Below are 25,834 nucleotides of genomic sequence, written 5' to 3'. Positions count from 1 at the left end.
TAGGGAGAGGGCTGGGGTGAGGGGCAATGATTACTGATTCAACAGCGCCAGAATGTCCTTCGTTCGCGCTTCCATCAGCGCCGTATCGGCCCGTGATTCCACGTTCAGGCGCACCACCGGTTCGGTGTTGGAGGAGCGCAGGTTGAAACGCCACTGCGGGAACGACATGCTGATCCCGTCGGTGCGGTCGATTTCAAGGGCATGGATCGCGAAGTGATGCTCCACGCGGGCAATGGCCTCGGCAGGCTGCGCCAGCGTGCTGTTGATTTCCCCGCTTGCCGGGAAGGCGGCCATGCGGTCACGCACCAGTTCGCCCAGCGTTTGCCCTTTCAGGCACAGCAGCTCGGTTACCAGCAGCCACGGGATCATCCCGCTGTCGCAGTAGGCAAAATCGCGGAAATAGTGATGTGCGCTCATTTCGCCGCCGTAGATGGCGTCCTCTTCGCGCATGCGCTCCTTAATGAACGCATGACCGGTTTTAGACATCACCGGCTCGCCGCCCGCCGCGCTTACCACGTCGACGGTGTTCCAGGAGAGACGCGGATCGTGAATGATCCTGGCCCCCGGGTTCTTCTCAAGGAAGGCTTCCGCCAGCAGGCCGACAATGTAATAGCCTTCGATAAACTGGCCCTTTTCATCGAACAGGAAGCAGCGGTCAAAATCGCCGTCAAAGGCAATGCCCATATCCGCGCCGTGCTCAATCACCGCGTTGCGGGTGTCGTCCCGGCACTCGGGCAGCAGCGGGTTCGGAATACCGTTCGGGAAGGTACCGTCCGGGGTGTTATGCACCTTGATGAAGGTCACCGGCACGTTCAGCGCCTTAAAGCGCGCTTCCAGCGCATCAATAACCGGGCCCGCCGCGCCGTTACCGGAGTTGATCACCAGCTTCAGCGGCTTGAGGTTCGCCACGTTGATGTAGCCCAGCAGGTGGTCGATGTACTCTTTTTGCAGGGTGATCTGCTGATAGCTGCCGCGTTTCGCTTCATCCACCGGCGGGAAGTCGTTCGCTTCCGCCAGGCGCTGCACGTCGCGCAGGCCGGTATCACCGCTGATCGGACGCGCACCCTTGCGCACCAGCTTCATCCCGTTGTAGTCCATCGGGTTATGGCTGGCGGTCACTTCGATACCGCCGTCCACGCCCAGGTGGAAAGTGGCGAAATAGATCTCTTCGGTGCCGGAAAGGCCGATATCCAGCACGTCTACGCCCGCGTCCTGCAGCCCTTTCGCCAGCGCCAGCTTGAGGGATTCGCTGGTCAGGCGCACGTCGCCGCCCAGCACGATTGTTTGGGGCTTTAAATATTCGCCATATGCACGGCCAATGCGCCACGCAATGTCTTCATTCAGCTCTTCGCCCAGCTTGCCGCGAATATCGTAGGCTTTAAAACAGGTTAATTTTTCCATGATGACCCCTTTTTCAGGCAACAGTTGGCCCTGACCACGTAATGGCCAAATTTATTTTTTTCATTCGTAGGCCCGGTTAGCGTAGTGCCACCGGGCGAGGTGCTAAGGCGCTATACCCGTCCGTAACGGTCCTGGAAGCGCACGATGTCGTCCTCTTCCAGATAGGAACCGGAGCGCACTTCAATTAAGTCGAGCGGAATTTTCCCCGGGTTTTCCAGGCAGTGGGTCGCCCCCAGGGGGATGTAAATAGACTCGTTCTCACCCAGCAGCTTGATTTCACCGTCGATGGTGACTTTGGCGGTCCCCGCCACCACCACCCAGTGCTCGGCGCGGTGGTGGTGCATCTGTACCGACAGCCCTTCGCCCGGCTTTACGGTAATACGCTTCACCTGATAGCGATCGCCCGCGTCGATGGAGTCATATTTACCCCACGGACGGTACACTTCACGGTGGATATGATGCTCATGACGACCGTCGGCCTTAATCTGCTCGACGACTTTCTTCACGTCCTGCACCGCGTTACGGTCAGCGATCAGCACCGCGTCTTTGGTCTGAACGACCACCAGATCCTTTACCCCCACCGTGGTGACCAGGCCGGACTCGGCGTAAACGTAGCTGTTTTCGGTTTTGTGACTGATCACGTCACCGTGATGAACGTTTCCCTCCGGCGTATGGGCGCTGATCTCCCACAGAGAGGACCAGGAGCCGACGTCGCTCCAGCCGGCATCCATTGGCACGACTACGGCATCCGCCGTGCGTTCCATCACCGCGTAGTCGATGGATTCTTCCGGACAGGCGAGGAAAGAGGCTTCATCGACACGGATGAAATCAAGATCCGGGTCAACCACGGCCATGGCTTTTTCGCAGGCGCGTAAGATATCCGGGCGATACTTTTCCAGCTCTTCCAGATAACGCCCGGCGCGGAACAGGAACATGCCGCTGTTCCAGTAATATTCCCCGCTGGCCACGTAGGCCTGCGCGGTTTCAAGATTGGGTTTTTCAACGAACTGCGCCACATCGAACGCCACGCTGTCACCTTCGCCAGCCGTGACCGTGCCGCGGCGGATATAGCCATAACCGGTTTCCGGCAGATCCGGAACGATGCCAAAGGTCACCAGCTTGCCACTCTCGGCGTAAGGAATGGCGGCCCGTACCGCGTCGCGGAACGTCTCTTCCTGCTGAATGACGTGATCAGCGGCCAGGACCAGCATCAGCGGGTCACATTCCGGGCTGCTGCGTTTCGCCGCCAGCGCCGCCAGGGCGATAGCGGGTGCGGTATTACGTCCGGCAGGCTCCAGAATGATATTTTCTGTGAGTTTGTTCAGCTGGCGCAGCTGCTCGGCAACGATAAAGCGGTGCTGCTCGTTGCAGATCACCACCGGGCTTTCACACTCCACGCCTTGCAGACGGTTGACCGTCGTTTGCAGCATGGTGAGCTCCCCTTTCAGGCAGAGGAACTGTTTTGGATAGAGCACGCGGGACAGCGGCCACAACCGGCTACCAGAGCCACCAGCCATCACGACCGGAAACAGTTTGCTTTGACTCATGATTTATCCCCGTATATCTGCAATAAATTGGCTCAGCACGTTCTCTTTTTCGAGCGTGCGTTCGGCATATTCACGTGCCACCGTGTTGACTTTTGGCATGGCAAGCGCGTGCTCAATGCCAGCGACCAGTGCGGACACCGACTCCGGCTCGACGCAAACGGCGATCCCTGGATAGTTCTCGCACAGCTGGCCTAACTCGGTCTCCGGCTCGGCGGTGATGACCGCGTTGCCGCCGACCGCCAGAATGTTGGTGAGCTTCGACGGCAATACCGCATCTGCCGCGCCGCGCTTTTGCACCACCAGATGGCAGTCGCCCATCTTCAGCAACGCAGGCAAGGCCTCGTAAGACTGAAGCGGGAAAAATTTCACATTGGTCAGGCCGCGTTCGCTCGCCATCTTTTCCAGACGCGCTTTACCGCCACCCTGCCCAACAATCACAAACATCCATGAATGTTTGCTTAACTGATGCGCCGCCTCGATAACGCTTTCCAGCCCCTGCTTTTCACCGATGTTGCCTGAATAAAGAATGATTTTTTGGTCATCAGGCAAACCGAGCTGAGTGCGTAACGCCCGGGCATCACTTTCCGTTACGTCACGAAAGCGCGCCACTTCGGACCAGTTCGGGAAAAAGATCACTTTCTCCTGCGCGACGCCCTTTTCCTGCGCTTTGTTCATCATTGAGCGCGAGATGGTCGACACGTAATCCACGTTGTGCAGGCCGCTGCGCTCAAAGGCGCTGGCGAGTCTGGCAACACGGCCACCCTTGCCTTTACCGGCCATGCCCAGACCGAGCATCGCATCGACTTCATAATCCTGAATGTGCAGCAGGGTGCGTGCGCCGGAGAGTTTCCCCAGCAGGCGCATGCCCGGCGTGCAAAACAGCGTCGGCACCACGCCGATAATGCGATCCGGCTTCCAGCGACGCTGCGCCATCAGCGGGAAGAAACTGCTCAGGGCAAAGCTGCCGAGATGGAGCAAGCGTTTCAGGGTTGACGGCTGCTTCGGCACGTACAGCGGGCAGCGCCAGACGGTGGCGGCCCCCTGTTCGCGGCGATAGCGCCAGCCCGAGTAACGCTCGCCTACCTTCCACTCCGGGTAGTACGGTGGTGCAGTAATGACCCGCACCTCGTGGCCCTGGCTCGCCATCCACTCCACCATTTCACCGGTATATTTCCCGATGCCGGTCAGCTCCGGCGAGTAGTTGATTCCGTAAACAAGGATTCTCATAAGCCCGGCACTCCGGCCTGACGATCTGCCAGAAAATAGGCACGACTGTTGTCGTGCACATTGTCACTGGCAAGCAGCGCCTCTGGCGTTTGCCAGCGGTAGTCGTCATGTTGAGAATCAGGCAGACGCAGGTCTGCCTCACTCACTTTCAGGCGGAACCCCAGCACGATGTAGTGCGTGGTGAAGTCGCTACCTGAAAAGTTATCGTCATAGAAGTGCTGCCAGACCCCGTAAAACTGGCCTGATGCCATCGGCAGTTGCAGGCCCAGTTCCGCCAGAGTGAGACGTTCAAACGCATCGGTAAGCCGCTCATCCTTCTGCACGCGCCCGCCGGGCACGAACCAGAAGCCCTGTGCAGGACGATTGGTTCGTTTCCCCAGCAAGAACTCGCCGCGTTCGTTCTCCACAATCAAATCCATTGAGATGAGCGGTGTGGAACGAACGATCGTGGCAAAATCTTCCTGACTCAAAAACATGGTTACCCCCGGAAGCGGTGCTGATTTTCAAGGAACCACTGGTAGGTGCTTGCCAGCCCCTGCTCCAGTGACACCTCGTGATACCAGCCCAGCTGATGCAGGCGGGTCACGTCGAGCAGCTTGCGCGGCGTACCGTCCGGTTTCGTGGCGTCAAACACCACGCGGCCTCTGTAGCCCACCACCTGCGCGATGGTCTGCGCCAGCTCGCGGATCGTGCAGTCCACGCCGGTGCCAACGTTGATGTGCGACAGCATTGGCTCGGTGTTTTCCTGCCAGACCTCGCGATCCAACTCCATAACGTGAATGCTGGCCGCAGCCATGTCGTCCACGTGCAGGAACTCACGCATCGGCGTGCCGCTCCCCCACACCACCACATCCGGTGCATTCTCGGCGGTCGCCTCGTGGAAGCGGCGCAGCAGCGCCGGGATCACGTGCGAGTTGCTCGGGTGGAAGTTATCGTGCGGCCCGTACAGGTTGGTCGGCATCACCGAGCGATAGTCGCGGTTGTACTGACGGTTGTAGGACTCACACAGCTTAATCCCGGCAATTTTGGCAATCGCGTACGGCTCGTTGGTCGCTTCCAGCGTCCCCTGCAGCAGTTCGCTCTCGGCGATCGGCTGCTTCGCCATTTTCGGGTAAATACAGGATGAACCGAGGAACAACAGCTTGTTCACGTTGTGCAGGTGCGCCGCGTGAATGATGTTGCTCTCAATCATCATGTTTTCGTAAATGAAATCCGCCGGGTAGGTGTTGTTGGCGACGATACCGCCCACCTTTGCCGCCGCCAGATACACCTGGTCAATGCGTTCGTTCTCAAAGAACGTCTGCACTGCGCGGCTGTCGAGCAGGTTCAGCTCGTCGCGCGTGCGGACAATCACCTCGACGTCGCCGCGCTGTTCAAGCTGTCGGACAATCGCGGAACCCACCATTCCGCGATGACCGGCGACAAAAATACGTTGTTTGGTCATTCTCAGGACTCCAGCGCGATGGCAACCTCGTAGCCATGGGACTTCAGCAGAGAGTGTTTTTTCGCCGCTTCAAGATCTTTAGCCACCATCTCAGAGACCATCTCCTGCAGCGTGGTTTCTGGTTTCCAGCCCAGGGTTTCGTGCGCTTTGGTTGGGTCGCCGAGCAGGGTTTCCACTTCCGCAGGACGGAAGTAACGCGGGTCAACCTGGACAATCACGTCGCCCGGCTTCACGCCCGGTGCGTCATGGCCGGTCACGGAGACCACAATGCCCTTCTCTTCCACGCCGGTGCCTTCAAAGCGCAGTTTGATGCCCAGCTGTGCCGCGGCCATTTCCACGAACTGACGTACGGAGTACTGCACGCCGGTCGCAATCACGAAGTCTTCTGGCTTGTCCTGCTGCAGCATCATCCACTGCATTTTCACGTAGTCCTTCGCATGGCCCCAGTCACGCAGGGAATCCATGTTGCCGAGGTGCAGGCAAGACTCCAGGCCCTGAGCGATGTTGGCGATCGCGCGGGTGATTTTGCGGGTTACGAAGGTCTCGCCGCGGCGCGGAGATTCGTGGTTGAACAGAATGCCGTTACAGGCGTACATGCCGTAGGATTCACGGTAGTTCACGGTGATCCAGTAGGCGTACAGTTTTGCCACCGCATACGGTGAGCGAGGGTAGAACGGCGTGGTCTCTTTCTGCGGGATCTCCTGCACCAGGCCGTACAGCTCAGAGGTGGACGCCTGATAGAAGCGGGTTTTCTTCTCAAGGCCGAGGAAGCGAATCGCTTCCAGCAGACGCAGGGTCCCCATGGCATCAACGTCAGCGGTGTATTCCGGGGATTCGAAAGAAACGGCGACGTGGCTCATCGCGCCCAGGTTATACACTTCATCCGGCTGCACTTCCTGCAGGATGCGGGTCAGGTTGGAGGTATCGGTCAGGTCGCCGTAGTGCAGGTGGAATTTCGGGTTCGCGGCATGGGGATCCTGATAGATATGGTCCACACGCTCGGTGTTGAAAGACGATGCACGACGTTTAATACCGTGAACTTCATAACCTTTTTCCAGCAGCAATTCTGCCAGGTAAGAACCATCCTGTCCGGTAACGCCGGTGATGAGAGCGACTTTAGACATGTTTATATTCCTCTGTACTTATCAAAGTTTTTCAGTTTCAACGCGTTCGCGTATCACCACTGCGGGATTGCCACGGCAAATTTTATTTGCCGGTAGCGAATTAAAAACGCTGCTGCGGGCACCAATAACCGTGCCGTCGCCAACAGAAACACCGGGTGCAACAAAAACGTCCGTTGCCAGCCAGCATTTTTCGCCAATCACAACAGGCGTGGCGGTAATATCAAAATGCGGGCTCATAAAATCATGGCTGCCGGTGCACAAATAACATTTCTGTGAAATCACCGAGTTGGCACCAATCGTAATATCGCCAAGGGTATATAGCACCGCGTCATCCCCGACCCAGGCATAATCCCCAAGCGTTAATTTCCAGGGGTACGTAATTTTTACCGATGGACGAATGACTACGTTTTTTCCGATTTTTGCACCAAACAGGCGCAATAAAAATGCTCGCCAGCGGTACAGTATTTGCGGAGACCAGGCAAATAACGTTGCCTGAACCGCCCACCACAACTGCACCTTAATACCGTTCCCGCCCCGAAAACCTTTCGGCACGGAGAATCCGTTAAGTTCCTGCATTACATTTCCTTATATTTCAGGCTTTGTTATATAAGGCTTTCGCTTTACCCGTCGTTTTAAGACGGAAGAAATAAGACAATTCTGCCCAGAAGCCCGGCACGCGTAATATTTTACGCTGAACGTTTTTCGCGTCCTGGCATAGTTCCAGATTATTAGAGGTTGACACGCCCCCCATCGAAAATTCAGACACCAGCCCTTTAATTCGACGGAACGGATAACCGGCTTTATACAAACTGGCCGTCAGGGCATAATCTGATGACACTTTATACTGCAAATCATAAGGCTGTTTTTTCAGCCCGCTGACCGGGTAGAAAATGGCCTGATGGCTGGCGGGCAGGCTGTGATAGATATACCAGCCCGGTTTTGCGCTACGCAGTACCCTGTTACCATCACCGAAATCGAGCAGCGCATCGCCGATAAACATCGCGTCCTCTTTCTGACGCGCCAGCTGACGGGCAAACAGCGCCACATCATCGTGGAAGGTATCGCCGGAATTGAGGAAGATGGCATAGCGCCCTTGCGCCATGACGATCCCCTTGTTCATGGCGTCGTAGATGCCTTTATCTTTCTCGCTGATGTAACGTAAGTTGAACTCACCGTTGAGTTTTTCCAGAAACTCCGCCGTGCCGTCATTCGAGCCGCCGTCGACCACGATCCACTCAAAGGTGATACTCGGATCGCGCGCCAGGTTGCGCAGCGAGCGCCAGGTTTTTACCACGCCTTCGTAGTTGCGAAAGGCGACGGTAACCACACTAAGAAACATAAATCACCTCATTTCGTCATACGCGCGTAATATTAAGCGCCTTGCGCAAAATAAACGGACAGACAATCAAGAATGCATATTCCGGGCTAAATATTGACCCCGTAAAAAACAGCGACACTGGCGTAAAAAGATAAAGCTGTACGCGAAAGTTCTGGTTATCACCAAACGCGTTGATCATCATTTTGAAAACTTTAAACAGATACCACAGCGTCAACAGTACGGCGAACCAGGAAAAATAAATAATTAACAGATACAGGCCATTGTCTATTGTTTTTCCGACGTCCGCACCGTTAAAGATTCCGAATGATGCAACATATTCGTAAAGTGAGCCGAATCTTACTACGCCATCAATGTGGGTTAATGAATACCCCACCATCACCAGCGGACCAATGATGCGATAATAGGACGACGAGCCTTCGGTTCCCAAATCACCAAGACGTTCGGAGATGTACGGAAACGCAAATATTACGCCCACCAGAAATACCGTCAGGGAGATTATCGCCAGCGGCAGCTTTTTCTTAATCGCTTCTTTGTTCAGATACTGAAACGCCCACTCCAGCAGGTAAAACAGGATAAATGTCATTACCCCTGAGAACGATCCGGACAGAACGATTCCTGCAAGAATCATAGCATCGGTCTTAGGGGTTTTGATACCGAACTGTTTGATGCTGAGCCAAATTGAGATTAATGCCAGAGCAAAAAACGCGGGTTCAAAATAGAGGGCAGTGGTACGTTTACCACCAAACTTAATAAAGTTCAGTACATAGCTGTTACTGTAAATGAGATATTTCGAAATTATTTCCATCAGGCTACTGCCGCCGGTCAAAATAATTTGCGCCATCTCCATGGCCGCAAGCATAACAACCAGCCCGACGACAATATAAAAGAACCTGAGGATTTTCCTATAATTGTGCGGAGAAATAGTTTTAAAGCGAATACTCCACACCATGCCAATAATAATGACGATATACACAAACAGCATCGTAGAGGTGACGTATTTGCTGGCATCCAGTGACTGACCAAACAGGTAGTTAAAGGCCGTTAAGCCAAACCCCAGCCCCAGCGCAATCATCAGTTTCTTGAGGCTGATTTTCTCAACGTAGAGCAAAAGCAGGACCGGCAAGAAGGTGACGATAGTGATCGGGAAGCTCTCTCCCAGCTGGGCAATCTTAACGTTGACCAGCAGGTAGATCAGCGGCAGCAGCAGATAACTACAGATTCTGATAGAACGAGACATACTCCTCCAGCATCTGTTGTCCACTGTAGGCCTTGCGGCTGCGGTTGCGGAACGATTCCAGGTCAGTGCCAAAAACGGCCTGTGCAATCTCCGCCTTCGGCAACTGCACCAGAGGCAGAACCTCACTCTCTGCAAAGGTCTTTCCGCCCGATTTATCCAGCACTTCGCGCGCGGCGTCGCTGTGGGTGGCAATCACCGGCACGCCGATAGAGAGCGCTTCGCACAGGATCAGCGGGTAGTTGTCCACGCGGGAACTAAACACCAGGGCGTCCATACCGTTGAGCGCACTCATCAGTTTGCGTTTGTCGGTTTCAAATCCGTGGTTAATCACATTCGGCCCCTCAAACGGGGAGAACTTGCCGAAGGTGTGCAGCTCAATCTTGTTCCCCAGCGCCATAATGTCACGCACCAGCTGCTGGTTGGTTTTGCCGTCGTAACGCAGATCGTGCGCCACCACGGCAATTTTCGGCTGACCTGCCGTTACGGCAACCGGCGTTAGTTCGGCCAGGATCTCTTCCGTTGCCACGTCGATCCCGTTGTTGACGATCTTGCACTGCCCTGCCCCGTACAGGCTGTTGAACGCATCCGCGACGTGCTGGCTTGGCGAGATAAAGATGCAGCCGAGCGAAAGCATGGCGCGGAACAGCTGGCGCTTGCCCTCAACTAACTGGTGCGCGCGATCCACTTTAACCGGCGGATAGTTACTCAGGGTCGGGCATTTCTGGCAGTCGGTTTTCCAGCCTTCGCAGCCGTCGGTAAACGCGCAGCGCCCGGTCACGCTCCAGTGATCGTGCAGCGTCCAGACGAATCGCGTGTCCGGCTTGTGGGCCTGCACGTTTTCGCAAAACGCTACCACCTCTTCCAGGTTCAGCCAGTAACTGTGCAGGACGTGAAAATGCAGAACAACCGGCCCGGAGGTACGGGTCACGGTGCGATAGAGATTATTCAGATTGCCAAACAGATCGCGGTTAAACAGGCGGAACAGCGCAATGTTCGCCACCGACGTCAGGCGCGGCGTCTGCTTCAGAACGTGCGGATAGTTATCGTGGCTGACGCTTTTCTTGCCGCCCTTGCCGTAACCGTAGACGAAACGGGACTGTAGCCCTTTTTCCAGCGCGCGCTGGTGCAGATCCAGCGCCACGCCTGCCGCGCCGCCTTCCGCCAGGCGCACGTTAAATTGCAAAATATTCATTTGATCACCTTCACGCGGGCTTTCTCACCGACCACCAGCGCGTTGTCCGGGATGCTGTCCAGCACCACGCTACCGGCACCAATGGTGACGTTATTGCCCACGGTAATATCACCAATCATCACCACGTTAGCGCCCAGCTCGACGTTATTGCCGATGACCGGGCAGGCCAGGCTTTCCGGCCCGCGATTGCCAATAGTGACCGCGTGACGGATGGTGAAATCATCCCCTGCCACCACGAACTTATTGATCACCACCGCATAGCCATGATGAATGGTAAAGCGACGGCCAATGGTGGCCGCAGCCTGAATTTCATAGCCGAAGAAACATTCAGTGATGATGCGGTACAGCACCAGCACCGGTGCCGCCCAAAGATTGTTGAGCACATTTTTTTTGCGCCACACCGAGCAAAAATGCGCGATGCGGTAGGCAAGCACCATGCAGCACGGGCGCAGGCTCCAGCCGTTTGCGCGGCAATCTTCCAGAAACATTATTTCCCCCGAAGTCCATCGGCCAGACGCTTGCCGTTACGTACGGAAAGCAGCGTGAGCAGCGTGCGCCAGTTCATGCGCTTGTTGCGGATCTGGTAGAGGGTAAAAAGCTGATACTTACGGCTGGCACGGTCGAATTTTTCTTTGTGCTTGCGGTAAAAGTGGAAATAGCCCGAGAATTTCTTTGGCGACGAGGTGATTTGCATCTCGCCATGATTGATGTGCAGGATCTGCGTGGCCTCTTCCACCTTCCACGGCTCGCCGTACTCCACCACCATCCGCAGGAAAATGTCGTAGTCCTGCGCGGCCTTCAGTTCGGTATCAAACAGACAGGCTTTAAAGCGTTGTGCCCAGGTAAACACCTGATTACCGATAATGTTGCGCTTGTAAAACAGGCGACGGGAGTACGGTGATTTCGGGTACAGCGGCAGGCTCGCCGGCTGCGAATAAACTTCGCCCTGGCAAACATAGTCGTTGGCATACAGGAACGCGTGCGTCACCAGTTGCGCTTTGTGTGACAGGAAGATCGACAGTCGGTTTGGCGTCCATTCGTCATCATCGTCGATCCCGGTCAGATACTGCCCTTTCGCCTGCATAATCGCCTGATTACGCACCGCACACGCCCCGGAATTGATGGGGTTATGCGTGTACATCACGCGCGGGTCGTTCAGGTCTTCAACAAATTTTTGCAGTTGCTCAAACGAGGAGGAACAGTCATCGACGATGATCAGTTCCCAGTTATCGTAATCCTGACGCAGGACCGATTTAATCGCGCGGATCGCCAGCTGCTGACGATTCCATGTCGGCATATAGATAGAAATCAAAGGGCGTTGTGTGGTCATGGTCTTCCCCGGATAAATTCGATGCCCTCACCCCCGCCCTCTCCCAAAGAAGAGGGGGATAACATTCCCTCTCCCTCAGGGAGAGGGTCAGGGTGAGGGAAACTGGTTATTTACTGTCAGACTTATATTCGTACTCGTAATAGCCGTAATCCTGATACCCGGTCGCGCGGCGGAAGATGGAGTTGAGGATCACCCCTTTCACCTCAATGCCGTTCTGCTCGAAGCGGCTCAGGCTGGTTTCCACTTCCTTGAGCGTGTTCACCGCGTAGCGCGCCACCATCAGCGTGGTCCCCGCATGGCGACCCACCACTGCGGCATCGGTCACGGCGAGGATTGGCGGGGTATCGATCAGTACCAGGTCGTAGTGCTTGCTCGCCCACTCGATAAGCTGGGTAAAGCGCTCGCTCATCAGCAGTTCAGACGGGTTAGGCGGTACCTGGCCGCGTGGGATCAGGTCAAACTTCGGAATCGAGGTCGGTTTCGCACTATCGGCGATCTCCCCTTTGCCGAGCAGGATTTCAGACAGACCGTTGACGTTGTTGGTCCCCAGCAGCTCGTGGGTGTAGCCCTTACGCATATCGCAGTCGATCAGCAGCACGCGTTTATTGGTCTGGCTCACCACCGCCGCGAGGTTGGCACAGACGAACGTTTTACCAATCGACGGGCTGACCCCGGTCATCATCAGGACGTTGTTTTTAGCCTGCATCATGGCGAAGTGAAGGCTGGTACGCAGGCTGCGCACGGCTTCAATCGCGAGGTCGGTCGGGTTACCCACGGCCAGCAGCTGGCTCTGCTTGTAACGCTTCACGCCCTTGACGGTTTTCACGCTGTCGCGCGATTTCTGCCACTCAGAGAGCGGGATGCTGGCGTAAACGCTGATGCCATTTTCTTCCAGCACCTGCGGGCTTTCGATACCGCGGTTGAACAAGGAGCGCAGCAGCACGCCCACGATAGAGAGCATCAGGCCGAGAATAATGCTGCCGAGAATAATCAGCGCCTTCTTCGGCTTCAGCACGCCAGGCTGCGTGATGGCCGGGTCAACGATGCGCACGTCGCCAACGGTACTGGCTTCGGTGATCTTCAGCTCCTGCTGTTTATTCAGCAGTTGCATGTACACCTGCTGGCCAGATTCCACGTCGCGGGTCAGACGCACAATCTCCTGCTGGGTTTTTGGCATTGCGGTGACGCGGTTATTCAGCTTCGCCTTCTCGTCTTCCAGGGTGCGGCGTTTTTCCAGCAGCGTGCGGTAGGCCGGGTGGCGTTTGGTATAAAGCTTGGAGATTTCCGCCTCTTTGAAGGTCAGCTCGTTGAGCTGCGCGTCGATGTTAACCATCGAATCCAGCACCGATTTCGCTTCCAGCGGCAGGTCGACGGAGTCTTTATCCTGACGATAAGCGTTCAGCTTGTTCTCGGCGTCATCCAGGCGCGAACGCACTTCCGGCAGCTGTTTAGCGAGGAAAGCCAGACTTTTTGCTGCTTCCGCCGACTTGCGCTCAACGTTCTGCTCAAGGTAGTTGCGGGTGATGCTGTTGAGGATGTCGCGGATCTGATCTTTATCTTCACCGGTAAAGGTCATGCTCAGAACGCCGGTGTCCTTGCCGTTTTCGGTCACGGTCAGGTTGTTTTGCAGGTTATTAATCATCCCGAGCGTGGAGAATTTGGTGACCGTGAACTCACCGCCTTCCTGCGCGTGAATGGCGCTGACCATCATGCTGACGCCGTCTTTGGAGAGCATCTTCCCGACTTCACCGCGCGCGCTAAAACCGGCGTCACTGGTAAGCTGATACTGGTTTGGCCCGAGAACCTCCAGGGTGAAGGTTTGATCTCCGGCCCCTTTCGGCAGCACGAAGTCGGTGACTTTTACCGTATCATTGCTGCGGCCCATCAGGCGATCCCAGCCTGCGCCAAACACCGGGAAGGTGTTTTTAGTGACCGAAATATCCAGCCCCAAATCGTGCACCGTTTTGCCGAGTACAAGACGCGACTGGATCAGCTGAATTTCCGCATCCGACGCCGGTGGCTTATTTGCCAGCGCGGAGCCGATGTCCTGTACCAGCGAGTTGCCGGTATTCTGTTCAATCTGAACCAGCGCGTCGGCGCTGTAGATTGGCGTCGCAAACAGCGTATAGATAAACGCCCCAACGGCGAACACGGCGGTGATGCCGAGCACCCACCACTTCGCTTCAACCACGGTGCCGACAAGACGACCAATATCAATTTCATCACTACCCGAGATCGGGGCGGCAGATGTTTTTGTTTTTTCTGTCATTGTTATCCCTGCTGAGCTTTCAGTGCCTGCGCCCACTGACGGGCAGACTGGTCAAGTAAGGTGTACACCGCCTCAAATGCCTCACGGCTCTTGCGATACGGATCGGGGATCTCGCGTTCATTGTCCCAGTGACCAAACAGCATCACCTTGCCGCGCATCTCCGGGGCGATGTCGCACAGCGCATGAATATGGCGTTTTTCCATCGCGAGGATCAGGTCATACTCGCGGCACATCCGGCCCGTGACCTGACGGGCGATATGCCCGTCGAGGGAGAGGTTATGATCCAGGGCAACGTGGGTGGCACGTTCGTCGGCCCCTTTACCGACCAGCGCACCCAGCCCTGCGGACTCCACCGTGAGATCAGGCTGATACTGTTTCAGCAGGCGTTCAGCCGTGGGGGAACGGCAAATGTTCCCCACACACACCACTAAAATTTTGTTAAACATCGCGGATTACCAGGTGTGAATGTCGCGCGCCGTATCCGTCATGTAGCGAACGCCACTGATGGTTGGCAGCAACTGGTTGATCAGACGGTTCCAGCGGGCAACCGGCGCGGTGGTGACATAGACCACATCGTATGGCTGGAGGCGGAACTCGGTGGCCATGACCAGCGATGTCGCATCGGACATATCCAGCTGGTAGATATTGGCAATCTTGCCTTTCGCGCTGCCCTCGCCTTTCAGCGGACGGATCACGAAGATGCCGCTGGCGTTGGAGGAGGTCAGATCGATGCCTTCCGCATTGCCCAGCGCTTCGGTCAGGGTCATGCCGCTGAAGTCCATTTTGAGGGTGCTCTGTTTCTTCACTTCACCCATGACGAAGACTTTCAGATCGTCGTTACGCGGCACGTACAGAATATCGCCCGGATAAAGCAGGCGGTTCTGGGTCAGGTCGCCGTTTTGCATCAGCGCCTGCAGCGAAATGCGCTGCTCTTTGCCTTCGTGGGTCAGCACGACGTTGCGCCAGTCGGCACCATCGGTTAAGCCGCCCGCAGCATTGATGGCATCCAGAACGGTGAGCGGCACGTTGGTGATGGCCTGCTGGCCGGATTTGTTCACCTGGCCGGAGATGTAGGCTTTCTGCGAGCGGAATGCGGCGATATTAACGTCCACCTGCGGGTCAGCAATGTACTGCGCTAAGCGGCTGGTAATATCACTACGGATCTCGGCAAGCGTTTTGCCGACAACATGCACTTTGCCAATGTACGGATAGAACATGGTGCCATCGGACTGGACCCAGTTCCCGGTATCGCTTGAGCTGCGGTACTGGCCCGCCGGGGTGGTGAGTTCAGGGTGATCCCAGACGGTAACGCTAATCACGTCACCCGGCCCCACGCGATACTCATAATTGGCGATTTCCTGGTCCAGAGACATATTCGGCTGGGCAACATTCGGACGCGGACGTAATTGTTCGACCAGACGCGGGGTCAGGGGATAAACATTGACCATTTTGTCGAGATCGAAATCGGCATCCTGTTGTTTAATCACATCCTTGCCCGATGTGGACATATTGCTGCCGGGAAAGACCGTGCAACCACTCATCAAGGTCACAGACACCAATAATGGCATCAATTTCATTTTGGATTTCATCATTGATTATTTATCACTTTGGCAGAGTAATTATCCTGTGCAAATTAAATAAGCGCGGGTCGTTTTGGCATTCAGCATGCAGTTAATCAATTTGAAATATAACTGGCATCTGTCCTAAAAAAACCGTATTCATCCATTGGCTATTGACAGAATAATTGAGGCTGTTTTACACGCCTTCAGGCACGCTACCGCCCTTGGCTTTCAGTTACCAATCCACTGACTAAACAATATGTTATGGATAGACACCCTCTTGGACATGGCTTCAGGGAAAATATATCGGTCATGAAAAACCTATGACGGATAAACATTTCCATTCCCTGAATACCGAAACAAAAATAGCAGCAAGAAGTTTTAACATTTGATGCTGGGAGAATTGTTGCAGCTAACCTAATAGCAGGCAAGGAGACAACCGTCTGAATAACAGTTTTTAAGATTAATATTAAGAGCAAATTTTTAAGGTTTTAGGAATTTCTTTATATTGACAAAATATCGAATAAAACCACTCAGTGCGATATATCCTAAATAACGTCTCCGATAATCAAAACCCCGCACTACACTTATTTACACCCTCCCGCATGTTGTTCATTTTTTTGGTTATCGATTAAGAGAAATCTCAGCCTGCCATTGCATTTTTGGTCAGCTTTATCCATGATCGCAATGTGACATTAGTCATATAACAGAAGGTATTGCTATTACTATGGAATGGATTGCCGATCCGTCAATCTGGGCCGGGCTGGTTACGCTGGTCGTCATCGAATTAGTGCTCGGTATTGATAATCTGGTCTTTATCGCCATCCTTGCCGAAAAATTACCGCCTTCGCAGCGCGACCGTGCGCGCGTCACGGGGCTGGTGCTGGCGATGGTGATGCGTTTGCTGCTGCTGGCCTCCATCTCCTGGCTGGTCACTCTCACCACGCCGCTGTTTACGGTTTACGGCCTGAGCTTCAGCGCCCGCGATCTGATCATGCTATTCGGCGGGCTGTTCCTGCTGTTCAAAGCCACCGTCGAGCTTAACGAGCGGCTTGAAGGGAAAGACCATGACAACCCGACCCAGCGTCGCGGGGCAAAATTCTGGCCGGTGGTGGCGCAAATCGTGGTGCTGGATGCCGTCTTCTCGCTGGACTCGGTCATTACCGCCGTCGGCATGGTAGACCACCTCGCGGTGATGATGGCCGCCGTAATCATTGCTATTACGCTGATGATCATGGCAAGCAAGGCGCTGACCCGCTTTGTGAACAGCCACCCGACCATCGTTATTCTCTGCCTGAGCTTCCTGCTGATGATCGGCTTTAGCCTGGTGGCCGACGGCTTTGGCTTCCATATTCCGAAGGGGTATCTGTACGCCGCAATTGGGTTCTCGGTGATGATCGAATCCCTTAACCAGCTGGCGATTTTCAACCGTCGCCGCTTTCTCTCCGCTAATCAGACCCTGCGTCAGCGCACCGCCGATACGGTGATGCGCCTGCTCAGCGGACGAAAAGAGGATGCAGAACTGGACGCCGAGTCCGCCGCGCTGCTTGCCGACCACAGCGACGGGCAGATCTTTAACCCGCAGGAACGGCGCATGATTGAGCGCGTGCTGAACCTTAACCAGCGCTCGGTCAGCAGCATCATGACCTCCCGTCATGACATCGAACATGTCGACCTGACGGCCCCGGAAGAGCAGATCCGCGCCCTGCTGGATAAAAACCAGCACACCCGCGTGGTGGTGACCGGGGGCGACGAGGAAGAAGAGCTGCTCGGCGTGGTACACATCATCGACCTGCTGCAACAGCAACTGCACGGCGAGCCGCTCAACCTGCGTGTGCTGGTCCGCCAGCCGCTGGTGTTCCCGGAGGCGCTGCCGTTACTGTCCGCCCTTGAGCAGTTCCGCAACGCGCGCACTCACTTTGCCTTTGTGGTGGATGAGTTTGGGTCCGTTGAAGGTTTAGTGACGCTGAGCGACGTGATGGAAACGATCGCCGGCAATCTGCCTAACGAAGTGGATGAAATCGATGCGCGTCACGATATCCAGAAGAATGCCGACGGCACCTGGACGGCAAACGGCCATATGCCGCTTGAGGACCTGGTGCAGTTTGTTCCGCTGCCGCTGGATGAGAAGCGTGAATACCACACCATTGCAGGATTGTTGATGGAGTATCTCCAGCGCATTCCGACGCCAGGCGAAGAGGTGCAGGTAGGAGATTACTTGATCAAAACGCTTCAGGTTGAAAGCCATCGCGTGCAGAAGGTGCAGCTGATACCGCTACGTAGCGAGGATGAGCTGGATTTTGAGGTATAAAAAAGCCGGATAGCGTTTCGCTTACCCGGCCTGCGATTTACGGATTTTACAGGCCGGGTAAGGCGTAGCCGCCACCCGGCACTAACACTCTCAAAGCTTATCTAACAGCTTTTTCACGTCCTTACCGTTTTGCGAATCCTTGTTGCGATCCGCCCAGTCGTTCAGCCGACGTTTGGCTTCATCCTGAAGGTGCTTACGCAGAATTTGATCAACCTGCAGGCTGTAATTTAGCGCCTGCCATTTTCCGTAGACGTGCAGTGGGACTGGCGTCGCTTTGAGGAAATCAATCAGTTCACCCTCGCCTTCCCAGCCGGAGAGCACGCGGACGTTAAACCGGGTGTCAGCCGTCTCTTTCACCAGATCCATCTTGCCCTCACCGGTGAGCGCCAGCATCGACGAGGTGCCCTGCATCTCATTCAGCGACAGCTGCCCGTTATCCAGGGTCAGATCGCTTGTGAAGTTATCAAGACGTGTCGCGCTGTCGTAGTTTTCATTCGCCTTAACGTTACTGCTGCGCTCAACCGCCTGCTGGACCAGTTGCTGGAAGTTGAGGCCTTCCATGCGGGTGTCTTTCAGCTCAACGTGCGCCTGGCCCTGCCAGTTATGGCGGAACGCGTCGGCGTCAATTTTCGTGCCGGCGAAATCCCCCGCCAGCGACATCTGTCCGGTCAGCGAAATCGGGTAGTTAAAGGCGTTCAGAATGGTGCCGATTTCGACATTATCCAGGCGCGGCTGGAACGCGGCGCTGGCCGTGTCTTTACGCACATCCAGCGTACCCGGCAGCGACACATGTCCTGCCCCCATATTGCCGCCCAGCTCGGAGATGACCAGCAATCCATTGTGATTGAACATCTGGCTACTGACGTCGGTAAACTCAATGCCGCGCCAGCGAAGCCGGTTAGCTTTTAGCAGAATATCGGCGGTAAAACCGCGCAGGCCGTTATAGTCAGGCTGATCGAGATTAGATGAAATCACTGGCCGCGGCTTCATCGCCTGGCTCTGAGCGTTTTGCGCCGCACCGTCATCAGCCGTGCTGGCGGGCTGTGTTGGAAGCAGGTTTTCAAGATTCAGCGTGTCAAACTGCAAATCCAGAACCCACTTCGGCTCCTCAGCCAGGGTCACGCTCGCCTGCCCTTTCATGCTGCTGTCATTGGCCTGCAGGTTAAGGTTATTGAGCTGCAGCTGTTTGTGTTCTTCCTGCCAGATGGCCTGCAAGGTCCCCTGGCCGGCAATGCCTTTGGTCGGCAGGTCGGCGCCGGTGAGTTGCCAGTTCAGCTGGCGGATATCGGCAGTCAACTGGTGCGGATAGTCCGACGCATTTACGTTGGCATCCATCGACAACGTCAGATCGCGCTGGTCGCGGTTGATACGCCCGGAAAACGCCATGGTCGCAATGTGGTTCGCGTCCTGCTCCATCGTCAGGCTGATATTGCGCACGGTAACCTGCTCATCATCTTCATGCTGGAAAACCAGCACGCTGTCGGCAATTTTCAGGTTGGCGATGTCAAACGACCAGCCGGCATCGGACGGCACGTCGGGCAAGGTATTTTCGTGCGGGGCAACCGGCGCGTCAGGCTGACGGACCGCTTCGCTTTGCGGCGTAAGCTGGATCACCGCCCCTTTCAGCATCACCCGATCAACCTGAAGCTGATGGGAGAAAAGCGGGATCAGCGCGACATCAAGTCGCATGTTGTCGGCCGCCACCAACGGCTGTGATGCCCCTGGCGCAGTCAGCGACATGCGCCCGGAGAGAATGCTCAGCTGCGGCCAGACGTGCCAGCGCAGCGGCCCGTCCAGCTTAAGTTCGTAACCACTGCGCGCTTCGACCTGACGCACCATATAGGCACGGAAGTCATTCGGGTTAACCAGCAGTACCAACGCCGAAAGGCCAGCAACCAGAACCACCAGCAAAATCATCAGCGTTGTCAGAACTCTTCTCATGGCATCCTCAATGGTCTAACAATCAGTCTTTATCAATACGACTGGCAACCGCACCCTGCTGGTCGCGATATTTTGCATCCTGACGGCGATTATAAGGACGATCCGCCGGGCCTGTCAGCGGTTCAAAGCTCAGCGCACCGATCATCATGCCCGGACGCAGCGCGAGCGGGAGTTTACCCGCATTGAAGAACTCCAGCACAATACGGCCTGACCAGCCCGGATCGATGCGGTGCGCCGTTACGTGCACCATCAAACCCAGACGCGCCAGCGAGGAGCGGCCATCGAGCCAGCCCACCAGATCGGCAGGCAGCGTGACTGATTCAAACGTCACGGCCAGCGCCAGTTCACCCGGATGCAGATAAAACGCCTCACCCTCGTCGAGGACAATTTCGTCGCTCATCACGCGGTCCAGCGCCGCGCTCACCTCGTCTTTCGGCCCGCTCAGGTCGATAAACGGCGCCGTATGGCCGCTAAAGGTGCGAAACTTATTCCCCAGACGCACATCGACCGTCACGCCGTTAATGCGCTCAACTGGCGGACGCGGGGTGATAGACAGGCGGCCTTCATCCAGCCAGGCTTCTATATCGCGGTCACAAAGACGCATGGCACTTTCTCCTTTCGTGCATCGTACCCTGAGGCGCTATCGGCTCAGGGCAAACCAGGTTATCTCTGAACGGTACACAATTCGCGCGGCTTATTCAAAAAACTGACTGATTTTCGCTTTTAAGATATCAATGGCAATACGGTTTTTACCGCCACGAGGCACGATAATATCGGCGTATTGCTTGGATGGGTCGATAAACTGCAGGAACATTGGACGCACGGTTTTCTGATACTGTGCCATCACGGAGTCCATAGAACGCCCGCGCTCGTTGACGTCACGCTTAATACGGCGCATCAGGCAGATGTCCAGCGGGGTATCGACAAAAATAGAGAAGTTCATCGACTCGCGCAGCCGCGCGTCCGTTAACAGCAGGATCCCTTCAAGGATGATGACCTTCTTCGGCTCAATGCGAACGGTCTCTTTTAAGCGGGTATGTTCTACGTAGCTGTAAACAGGCAATTCAATAGCCTTGCCGCTTTTCAGCGCTTCTAAGTGCTGGAACAGCAGGCTGTGATCCATGGCATTAGGGTGGTCGTAATTAGTCTTTACGCGCTCTTCCATCGACAGATGGGATTGATCTTTGTAATAGCAATCTTCGGGAATGACGCCGATATGCTCATCACCAACCTGTTCACGCAGTTCGCGATACAGCGTACTGGCAATAAGACTTTTACCTGAAGCCGATGCGCCGGCGATGCCTATAATGACGCACTGATGAGACTTATCAGTCATAAATTTAGCGACCTGATTAACCTGGATGTTAAGGAAGGACGACGCCGGAGCGTCAAACGCGGCAATTATAGGGATTTCGCAGGCGTGATACCAGTCGAAACCGCAGGTAATGCGAGAGAGCCTCCAAAGTCGCTTTTTCTCCCTGAGTGAAATTTAAATGACCACTTTTTGGTCGTTTAACGGGAATTTTTTGGCGAGTAACTATTTAATAAGTCTATGATGTCAAAATCTGAGCAGTCAGCATATGAATTGTAAATTGTTTGTACTAGCATAAACCAAATTCTTAATTTCTCGCGTCCGGACATCGCTCCTGGCGACCTGGCGTCTCGGGATAAAGCGGTAATGAATAAACAATACCAGCGGGTTTTGATTACCACCCAACATCCTTTACTGCGACTTGTCTGTCTGGGTCTGGTCACGTTTATTTTTACCCTATTTTCCCTGGAACTCACCCGTTTCGGCACCCTGCTCGCGCCGTTATGGTTCCCTACCTCTATTATGACGGTGGCGTTTTATCGTCATGCCGGGAAGATGTGGCCGGGTATTGCCCTCGCCTGTTCATTCGGGAATGTCCTGGCCTCATGGATGCTCTTTTCGTGGGGATCCGTTAGCTTCATTTATACCTCCGTCAATATTATTGAGGCCTGCATCGGCGCACTGCTGCTGCGTAAGCTGCTGCCATGGTATAACCCGCTACAAAACTTGAATGACTGGGTGCGTCTGGCGATAGGCAGCGCCCTGATCCCGCCGCTGACAGGGGGCGTGTTAATCCATTTTCTGGCGCCCGGACCTGAGCCGCTGCGTAATTTTCTGGTGTGGGTGGTTTCCGAATCAATCGGCGCGCTGGCGCTGGTGCCATTAGGGCTGCTGTTCAAACCGCACTATCTCCTGCGCCACCGCGACCCGCAGCTGCTGCTGGAAACTCTGGTCACCATGGCGGTAACGCTGGTTCTGAGCTGGGCTGCCATGAACTGGCTGCCGTGGCCCTTTACCTGTGTGATTGTCCTGCTGATGTGGAGCGCGGTCCGCCTTCCGCGCGTGGAAGCGTTTCTGGTATTCCTGGTCACCGTCATGATGGTCTCCCTGATGATGGCGCAAAACCCCACCCCGGTAGCAACGCCGAACGCCAGCGCCATGCTCAACGCGCCGTGGCTGCCGTTTCTGATGATGTTACTGCCTGCCAACGTGATGACAATGGTGATGTATGCCTTCCGCGCCGAGCGCAAGCACATTACCGAGAGTGAAGAACGTTTTCGCAATGCAATGGAGTACTCCGCCATCGGCATGGCGCTGGTGGGCATCGACGGCCAGTGGCTGCAGGCCAACAAGGCGCTGTGCAACTTTCTCGGCTACAGCCAGACGGAGCTTCAGTCGATGACGTTCCAGCAGCTCACCTGGCCGGAGGATTTACACTCTGATATCGAACAGCTCGATCAGCTGGTCAACGGGGATATCAACAACTACAGCCTCGAGAAGCGTTACTACACCCGCGACGGGGAAGTGGTCTGGGCGCTACTTGCCGTCTCTGTCGTACGCCACGCCGACGGCACCCCGCTCTACTTTATCGCCCAGATTGAAGACATTAACGATCTCAAGCATACCGAATGGGTCAATAAGCGCCTGATGGAGCGTATTACCCTGGCGAATGAAGCGGGCGGAATTGGGATCTGGGAATGGGATTTGCAGCCGGACGTCATCAGCTGGGATAAGCGGATGTTCGAACTGTATGAGATCCCGCCCCACATCAAGCCCACCTGGCAACTGTGGAATGCGTCGATTGTGCCTGAGGACCGCGCCCATGCGGAACAGGTGATCCGCGACTCCCTGAAGGCGCGCATGCCGTTTAAGCTCGAATTCCGTATTCGTGTCAAAGAGGGGGTGCGCCATATTCGCTCCCTGGCCAACCGGGTACTGAACAAGCAGGGTGAAGTGGAGCGTCTGCTCGGCGTTAACATGGACATGACCGAGGTCAAGCAGCTTAACGAGGCGCTGTTCCAGGAAAAAGAGCGTCTGCACATTACGCTCGACTCCATCGGCGAGGCCGTGCTCTGCACCGACGTCGACATGAACGTGACCTTTATGAACCCGGTGGCCGAGAAGATGAGCGGCTGGCCCCAGTCCGAGGCCATCGGGCAGCCGATTCTGAACGTGCTGCACATCACCTTCGGTGAGAAAGGCCCGCTGATGGAAAACATCCACAGCGGCGATATGTCCCGTTCCGATATCGAGCAGGACGTGGTACTCAACTGCCGCAACGGCGGCAGCTTCGACATCCACTACAGCATCACGCCCCTCAGCACGCTGGACGGGCAGGCCATTGGCTCGGTGCTGGTTATTCAGGATGTGACCGAATCACGCAAAATGCTGCGCCAGCTGAGCTACAGCGCCTCCCATGACGCGCTCACGCATCTGGCTAACCGCGTCAGTTTCGAAACCCATCTTAAGCGCCTGATCCAGACCGTGCAGGAGACGCGCCAGCGCCATGCCCTGATTTTCATCGATCTTGACCGCTTCAAAGCCGTCAACGATACCGCAGGCCATGCCGCGGGCGACGCCCTGCTTCGTGAGCTGTCATCATTGATGCTGACCATGCTTCGCTCCAGCGACGTTCTTGCCCGTCTGGGGGGCGATGAGTTTGGTCTGCTGCTACAGGACTGTAATATCGAAAGCGCACGCTACATTACCGGGCGGCTGATCCACGCCATCAATAACTATCACTTTATGTGGGAAGGCCGCCTGCACCGTATCGGCGCCAGCGCGGGCATTACCCTGATTGATGAGACCAACCATCAGGCGGCAGAGGTGATGTCCCAGGCCGATATCGCCTGCTATGCCTCTAAAAACAGCGGGCGTGGCGTGGTGACGGTTTACGAACCGCAGCAGGAGCGGATCCACAGCGCGCGCAGCATGATGTCGCTCGATGAGCAGTGGCATATGATCAAGGACAATCACCTGCTGATGATTGCCCGCAGCGTTGCCTCCCCGCGCATACCGGAGAGCAGCAACTTCTGGCTCATCTCGCTGCGCCTGTGGACCAGCCAGGGTGAAGTACAGGAGGAGCAGGCGTTCCGCTCTGGTCTCGCCGAGCCTGAGCTGCTTCACGCCCTCGACCGGCGTATCTTCAGCGAGTTCTTCCGCGCGTACGCTGCCCAGGTAGCGGCCAAAGGGATGGGGGTTGCGCTACCGCTTTCGCAAGCCGGGTTATCCAGCGTCACCCTGGTAGACGAGCTGATTGAACTGCTGGAGAAAGGCCCATTCCCGGGCCGCCTGCTGCACCTGATTATCTCCGCAGAGGTGCTGCGCAATACGGATGAGAACCTGCAGCAGGGTCTGCAAAAACTGCGACACGCAGGTTGCCGGGTGGTGTTAAGCCAGGTGGGGCGCGACATGAGCCTCTTTAGCCATCTCAGCGCTAACATGGCCGACTATCTGATGCTCGACCCGGACGTGGTGTCAAACGTTCACGGAAACCTGATGGATGAAATGATGGTGACCATCATTCAGGGCCACGCCCAGCGGCTGGGAATGAAAACCCTGGCAGGCCCCTGCAACCAACCAATCATGATGGATACCCTCTCGGGCATCGGCATCGACTTTATCTATGGCGACACCATCGGCGAACCGCAGCCGCTGGAACTACTGCTCAACACCAGCTATTTCGCCATCAACTGAGGGCGTCCAGCCGTCGGTATACCAGATGTGCAACAGCGCATAGGAGCGCCACGGCTGCCAGCGTTCGGCGTAACGGCGGATTTGCGCGGGCGTCATGCCAGCGAAGCGCTGTTTAATCAGATAATCATCCGGCAAAAACACATCTTTGGCCTGCCATCCCCGCAGGGCTAAATAGTTTGCCGTCCAGCGGCCAATGCCGGGCCGCTGCTGCAACGCTTTCATGCCCGCGTCGATGTCCACCGGCGGAACGAGAGGAAAGTCACCGTCCACCACCGACCGGGCGAGATGAATCAACGATTCCGCCCTTTTTACCGGCATCCCGAGCGCTTTCAATGCCAGCGGATCGGCGGCGGCCAGCGCCTGCGGGGTGGGGAAACAGAGATAATCCGGCGCATCTTCAACCGCCTCACCGTACAGCGCCACCACCCGTCCGGTAAGTTTCGCTGCCATCGCCACGCTCACCAGTTGCCCGAGGATCGCCCGCACGCCCTGCTCGTAAGCATCCATTGCGCCAGGTAAACGCAGCCCGGGCCGCGCAGCACCCAACTCGCCGAGCGTCCGGGCAATCTGCTGCGGATCGCAGTCAAGATCGAACAGCCGTGCGATGCGGTCCAGACAGCCTGCCGCCACCGGCATCAGGCCCGGGCTGAGCGTGACGTTGAGGGTGTGGGAGGCAAGGTCTGGTGTGACGCGAAAAATGCCCCGGTGCCCGTCACAGGCAAAACTGCGCTCGTAGTCGTCCTCGGTCACGGTTTCCACGCCCGTCACGGCACGCGCGCTCAGAAAGCCAAACATCCACTGCCAGTCGTAGGGGGGTTGCCAGTTCAAGGTAAACATCGTTGCTCCTGTCATGTTCTCCTCAGCATAAACCGAAAGGCCTTGTTTCGCCTTGCTTTCATATTCCA

The 25,834-nt window shown here is 55.9% G+C and carries 21 protein-coding genes; 2 read left to right on the top strand and 19 right to left on the bottom strand.

Translation table 11 applies throughout. The features are described from left to right. Nucleotides 1-30: 30 nt before the first annotated feature. The 15 genes from cpsG to I6L58_RS20935 form a co-directional block, all read right to left on the bottom strand. Nucleotides 31-1,401: a colanic acid biosynthesis phosphomannomutase CpsG gene (cpsG, locus tag I6L58_RS21005; protein ID WP_088208133.1), complete on the bottom strand. Its 1,371-nt coding sequence runs from the start codon at nucleotides 1,399-1,401 to the stop codon at nucleotides 31-33. Between the two features lie 110 nt (nucleotides 1,402-1,511). Beyond that, complete coding sequence (gene cpsB, locus I6L58_RS21000; protein ID WP_006176303.1) at nucleotides 1,512-2,948, bottom strand: mannose-1-phosphate guanyltransferase; 1,437 nt, start codon at nucleotides 2,946-2,948, stop codon at nucleotides 1,512-1,514. Between the two features lie 3 nt (nucleotides 2,949-2,951). Next, entirely contained in the window at nucleotides 2,952-4,175 is a 1,224-nt protein-coding gene (gene wcaI / locus I6L58_RS20995; protein ID WP_058609782.1) for a colanic acid biosynthesis fucosyltransferase WcaI, read from the bottom strand. Continuing rightward, a complete protein-coding gene (locus I6L58_RS20990; protein ID WP_006176305.1) occupies nucleotides 4,172-4,651 on the bottom strand; it encodes a GDP-mannose mannosyl hydrolase in 480 nt (159 codons plus the stop codon). Before I6L58_RS20990 ends, wcaI begins: the two co-directional genes overlap by 4 nt. A gap of 2 nt (nucleotides 4,652-4,653) precedes the next feature. Continuing rightward, nucleotides 4,654-5,619 carry a GDP-L-fucose synthase gene (gene fcl, locus I6L58_RS20985; RefSeq protein ID WP_058609783.1) on the bottom strand — a complete coding sequence of 322 codons (966 nt, stop codon included), beginning with the start codon at nucleotides 5,617-5,619 and terminating at the stop codon, nucleotides 4,654-4,656. Between the two features lie 2 nt (nucleotides 5,620-5,621). After that, the gene (gmd, locus tag I6L58_RS20980; protein WP_088208132.1) at nucleotides 5,622-6,743 is read right to left on the bottom strand and encodes a GDP-mannose 4,6-dehydratase; all 1,122 of its coding nucleotides are present in this window, start codon (nucleotides 6,741-6,743) and stop codon (nucleotides 5,622-5,624) included. Nucleotides 6,744-6,764: 21 nt separating this feature from the next. After that, nucleotides 6,765-7,319 carry a colanic acid biosynthesis acetyltransferase WcaF gene (gene wcaF, locus I6L58_RS20975; protein WP_088208131.1) on the bottom strand — a complete coding sequence of 185 codons (555 nt, stop codon included), beginning with the start codon at nucleotides 7,317-7,319 and terminating at the stop codon, nucleotides 6,765-6,767. Nucleotides 7,320-7,335: 16 nt separating this feature from the next. Then, on the bottom strand, nucleotides 7,336-8,082 hold the full coding sequence (wcaE, locus tag I6L58_RS20970; protein ID WP_088208130.1) for a colanic acid biosynthesis glycosyltransferase WcaE: 747 nt from the start codon (nucleotides 8,080-8,082) through the stop codon (nucleotides 7,336-7,338). Between the two features lie 16 nt (nucleotides 8,083-8,098). Beyond that, the gene (gene wcaD / locus I6L58_RS20965) at nucleotides 8,099-9,319 is read right to left on the bottom strand and encodes a colanic acid polymerase WcaD (RefSeq protein WP_088208129.1); all 1,221 of its coding nucleotides are present in this window, start codon (nucleotides 9,317-9,319) and stop codon (nucleotides 8,099-8,101) included. Beyond that, nucleotides 9,294-10,511, bottom strand: a complete 1,218-nt coding sequence (gene wcaC / locus I6L58_RS20960; protein WP_088208128.1) for a colanic acid biosynthesis glycosyltransferase WcaC — start codon at nucleotides 10,509-10,511, stop codon at nucleotides 9,294-9,296. The genes wcaD and wcaC overlap by 26 nt, the downstream gene beginning before the upstream one ends. Next, nucleotides 10,508-10,999, bottom strand: a complete 492-nt coding sequence (gene wcaB, locus I6L58_RS20955; protein WP_042320603.1) for a colanic acid biosynthesis acetyltransferase WcaB — start codon at nucleotides 10,997-10,999, stop codon at nucleotides 10,508-10,510. Before wcaB ends, wcaC begins: the two co-directional genes overlap by 4 nt. Further along, nucleotides 10,999-11,841, bottom strand: a complete 843-nt coding sequence (gene wcaA, locus I6L58_RS20950; protein ID WP_006176315.1) for a colanic acid biosynthesis glycosyltransferase WcaA — start codon at nucleotides 11,839-11,841, stop codon at nucleotides 10,999-11,001. Before wcaA ends, wcaB begins: the two co-directional genes overlap by 1 nt. Before the next feature lie 106 nt (nucleotides 11,842-11,947). Continuing rightward, nucleotides 11,948-14,110, bottom strand: a complete 2,163-nt coding sequence (wzc, locus tag I6L58_RS20945; RefSeq protein WP_006176316.1) for a tyrosine-protein kinase Wzc — start codon at nucleotides 14,108-14,110, stop codon at nucleotides 11,948-11,950. 2 nt (nucleotides 14,111-14,112) lie between these two features. Next, nucleotides 14,113-14,556: a low molecular weight protein-tyrosine-phosphatase Wzb gene (gene wzb, locus I6L58_RS20940; RefSeq protein WP_006176317.1), complete on the bottom strand. Its 444-nt coding sequence runs from the start codon at nucleotides 14,554-14,556 to the stop codon at nucleotides 14,113-14,115. A gap of 6 nt (nucleotides 14,557-14,562) precedes the next feature. Further along, nucleotides 14,563-15,702: a polysaccharide export protein gene (locus I6L58_RS20935; protein WP_006176318.1), complete on the bottom strand. Its 1,140-nt coding sequence runs from the start codon at nucleotides 15,700-15,702 to the stop codon at nucleotides 14,563-14,565. Nucleotides 15,703-16,396: 694 nt separating this feature from the next. On the opposite strand from I6L58_RS20935, the gene I6L58_RS20930 reads away from it, so the two are divergent. Next, the gene (locus I6L58_RS20930) at nucleotides 16,397-17,980 is read left to right on the top strand and encodes a TerC family protein (protein ID WP_006176320.1); all 1,584 of its coding nucleotides are present in this window, start codon (nucleotides 16,397-16,399) and stop codon (nucleotides 17,978-17,980) included. Nucleotides 17,981-18,070: 90 nt separating this feature from the next. Here I6L58_RS20930 and asmA read toward each other — a convergent pair whose 3' ends face one another. The 3 genes from asmA to udk all read right to left on the bottom strand — a co-directional run bounded on the left by asmA (nucleotide 18,071) and on the right by udk (nucleotide 21,257). Beyond that, nucleotides 18,071-19,921, bottom strand: a complete 1,851-nt coding sequence (gene asmA / locus I6L58_RS20925) for an outer membrane assembly protein AsmA (RefSeq protein WP_088208127.1) — start codon at nucleotides 19,919-19,921, stop codon at nucleotides 18,071-18,073. 22 nt (nucleotides 19,922-19,943) lie between these two features. Then, nucleotides 19,944-20,525 (bottom strand): dCTP deaminase, encoded by a 582-nt coding sequence (gene dcd, locus I6L58_RS20920; protein ID WP_006176323.1) that lies wholly within the window; start codon nucleotides 20,523-20,525, stop codon nucleotides 19,944-19,946. Nucleotides 20,526-20,615: 90 nt separating this feature from the next. Then, the gene (gene udk / locus I6L58_RS20915; RefSeq protein WP_006176324.1) at nucleotides 20,616-21,257 is read right to left on the bottom strand and encodes a uridine kinase; all 642 of its coding nucleotides are present in this window, start codon (nucleotides 21,255-21,257) and stop codon (nucleotides 20,616-20,618) included. 342 nt (nucleotides 21,258-21,599) lie between these two features. On the opposite strand from udk, the gene I6L58_RS20910 reads away from it, so the two are divergent. Next, complete coding sequence (locus I6L58_RS20910) at nucleotides 21,600-24,929, top strand: diguanylate cyclase (protein WP_088208126.1); 3,330 nt, start codon at nucleotides 21,600-21,602, stop codon at nucleotides 24,927-24,929. On the opposite strand, the gene alkA is transcribed toward I6L58_RS20910, so the two are convergent. Then, nucleotides 24,894-25,766, bottom strand: a complete 873-nt coding sequence (gene alkA, locus I6L58_RS20905; RefSeq protein WP_088208125.1) for a DNA-3-methyladenine glycosylase 2 — start codon at nucleotides 25,764-25,766, stop codon at nucleotides 24,894-24,896. The two genes, I6L58_RS20910 and alkA, sit on opposite strands and share 36 nt — an antisense overlap. Between the last annotated feature and the right edge of the window lie 68 nt (nucleotides 25,767-25,834).

Origin of the sequence: Enterobacter cancerogenus (genome assembly GCF_019047785.1) — a bacterium.
GTDB classification, from domain to species: domain Bacteria; phylum Pseudomonadota; class Gammaproteobacteria; order Enterobacterales; family Enterobacteriaceae; genus Enterobacter; species Enterobacter cancerogenus.
Note: the sequence above shows the minus strand (reverse complement) of the source record. Positions and strands in the feature narration are given on the sequence as shown.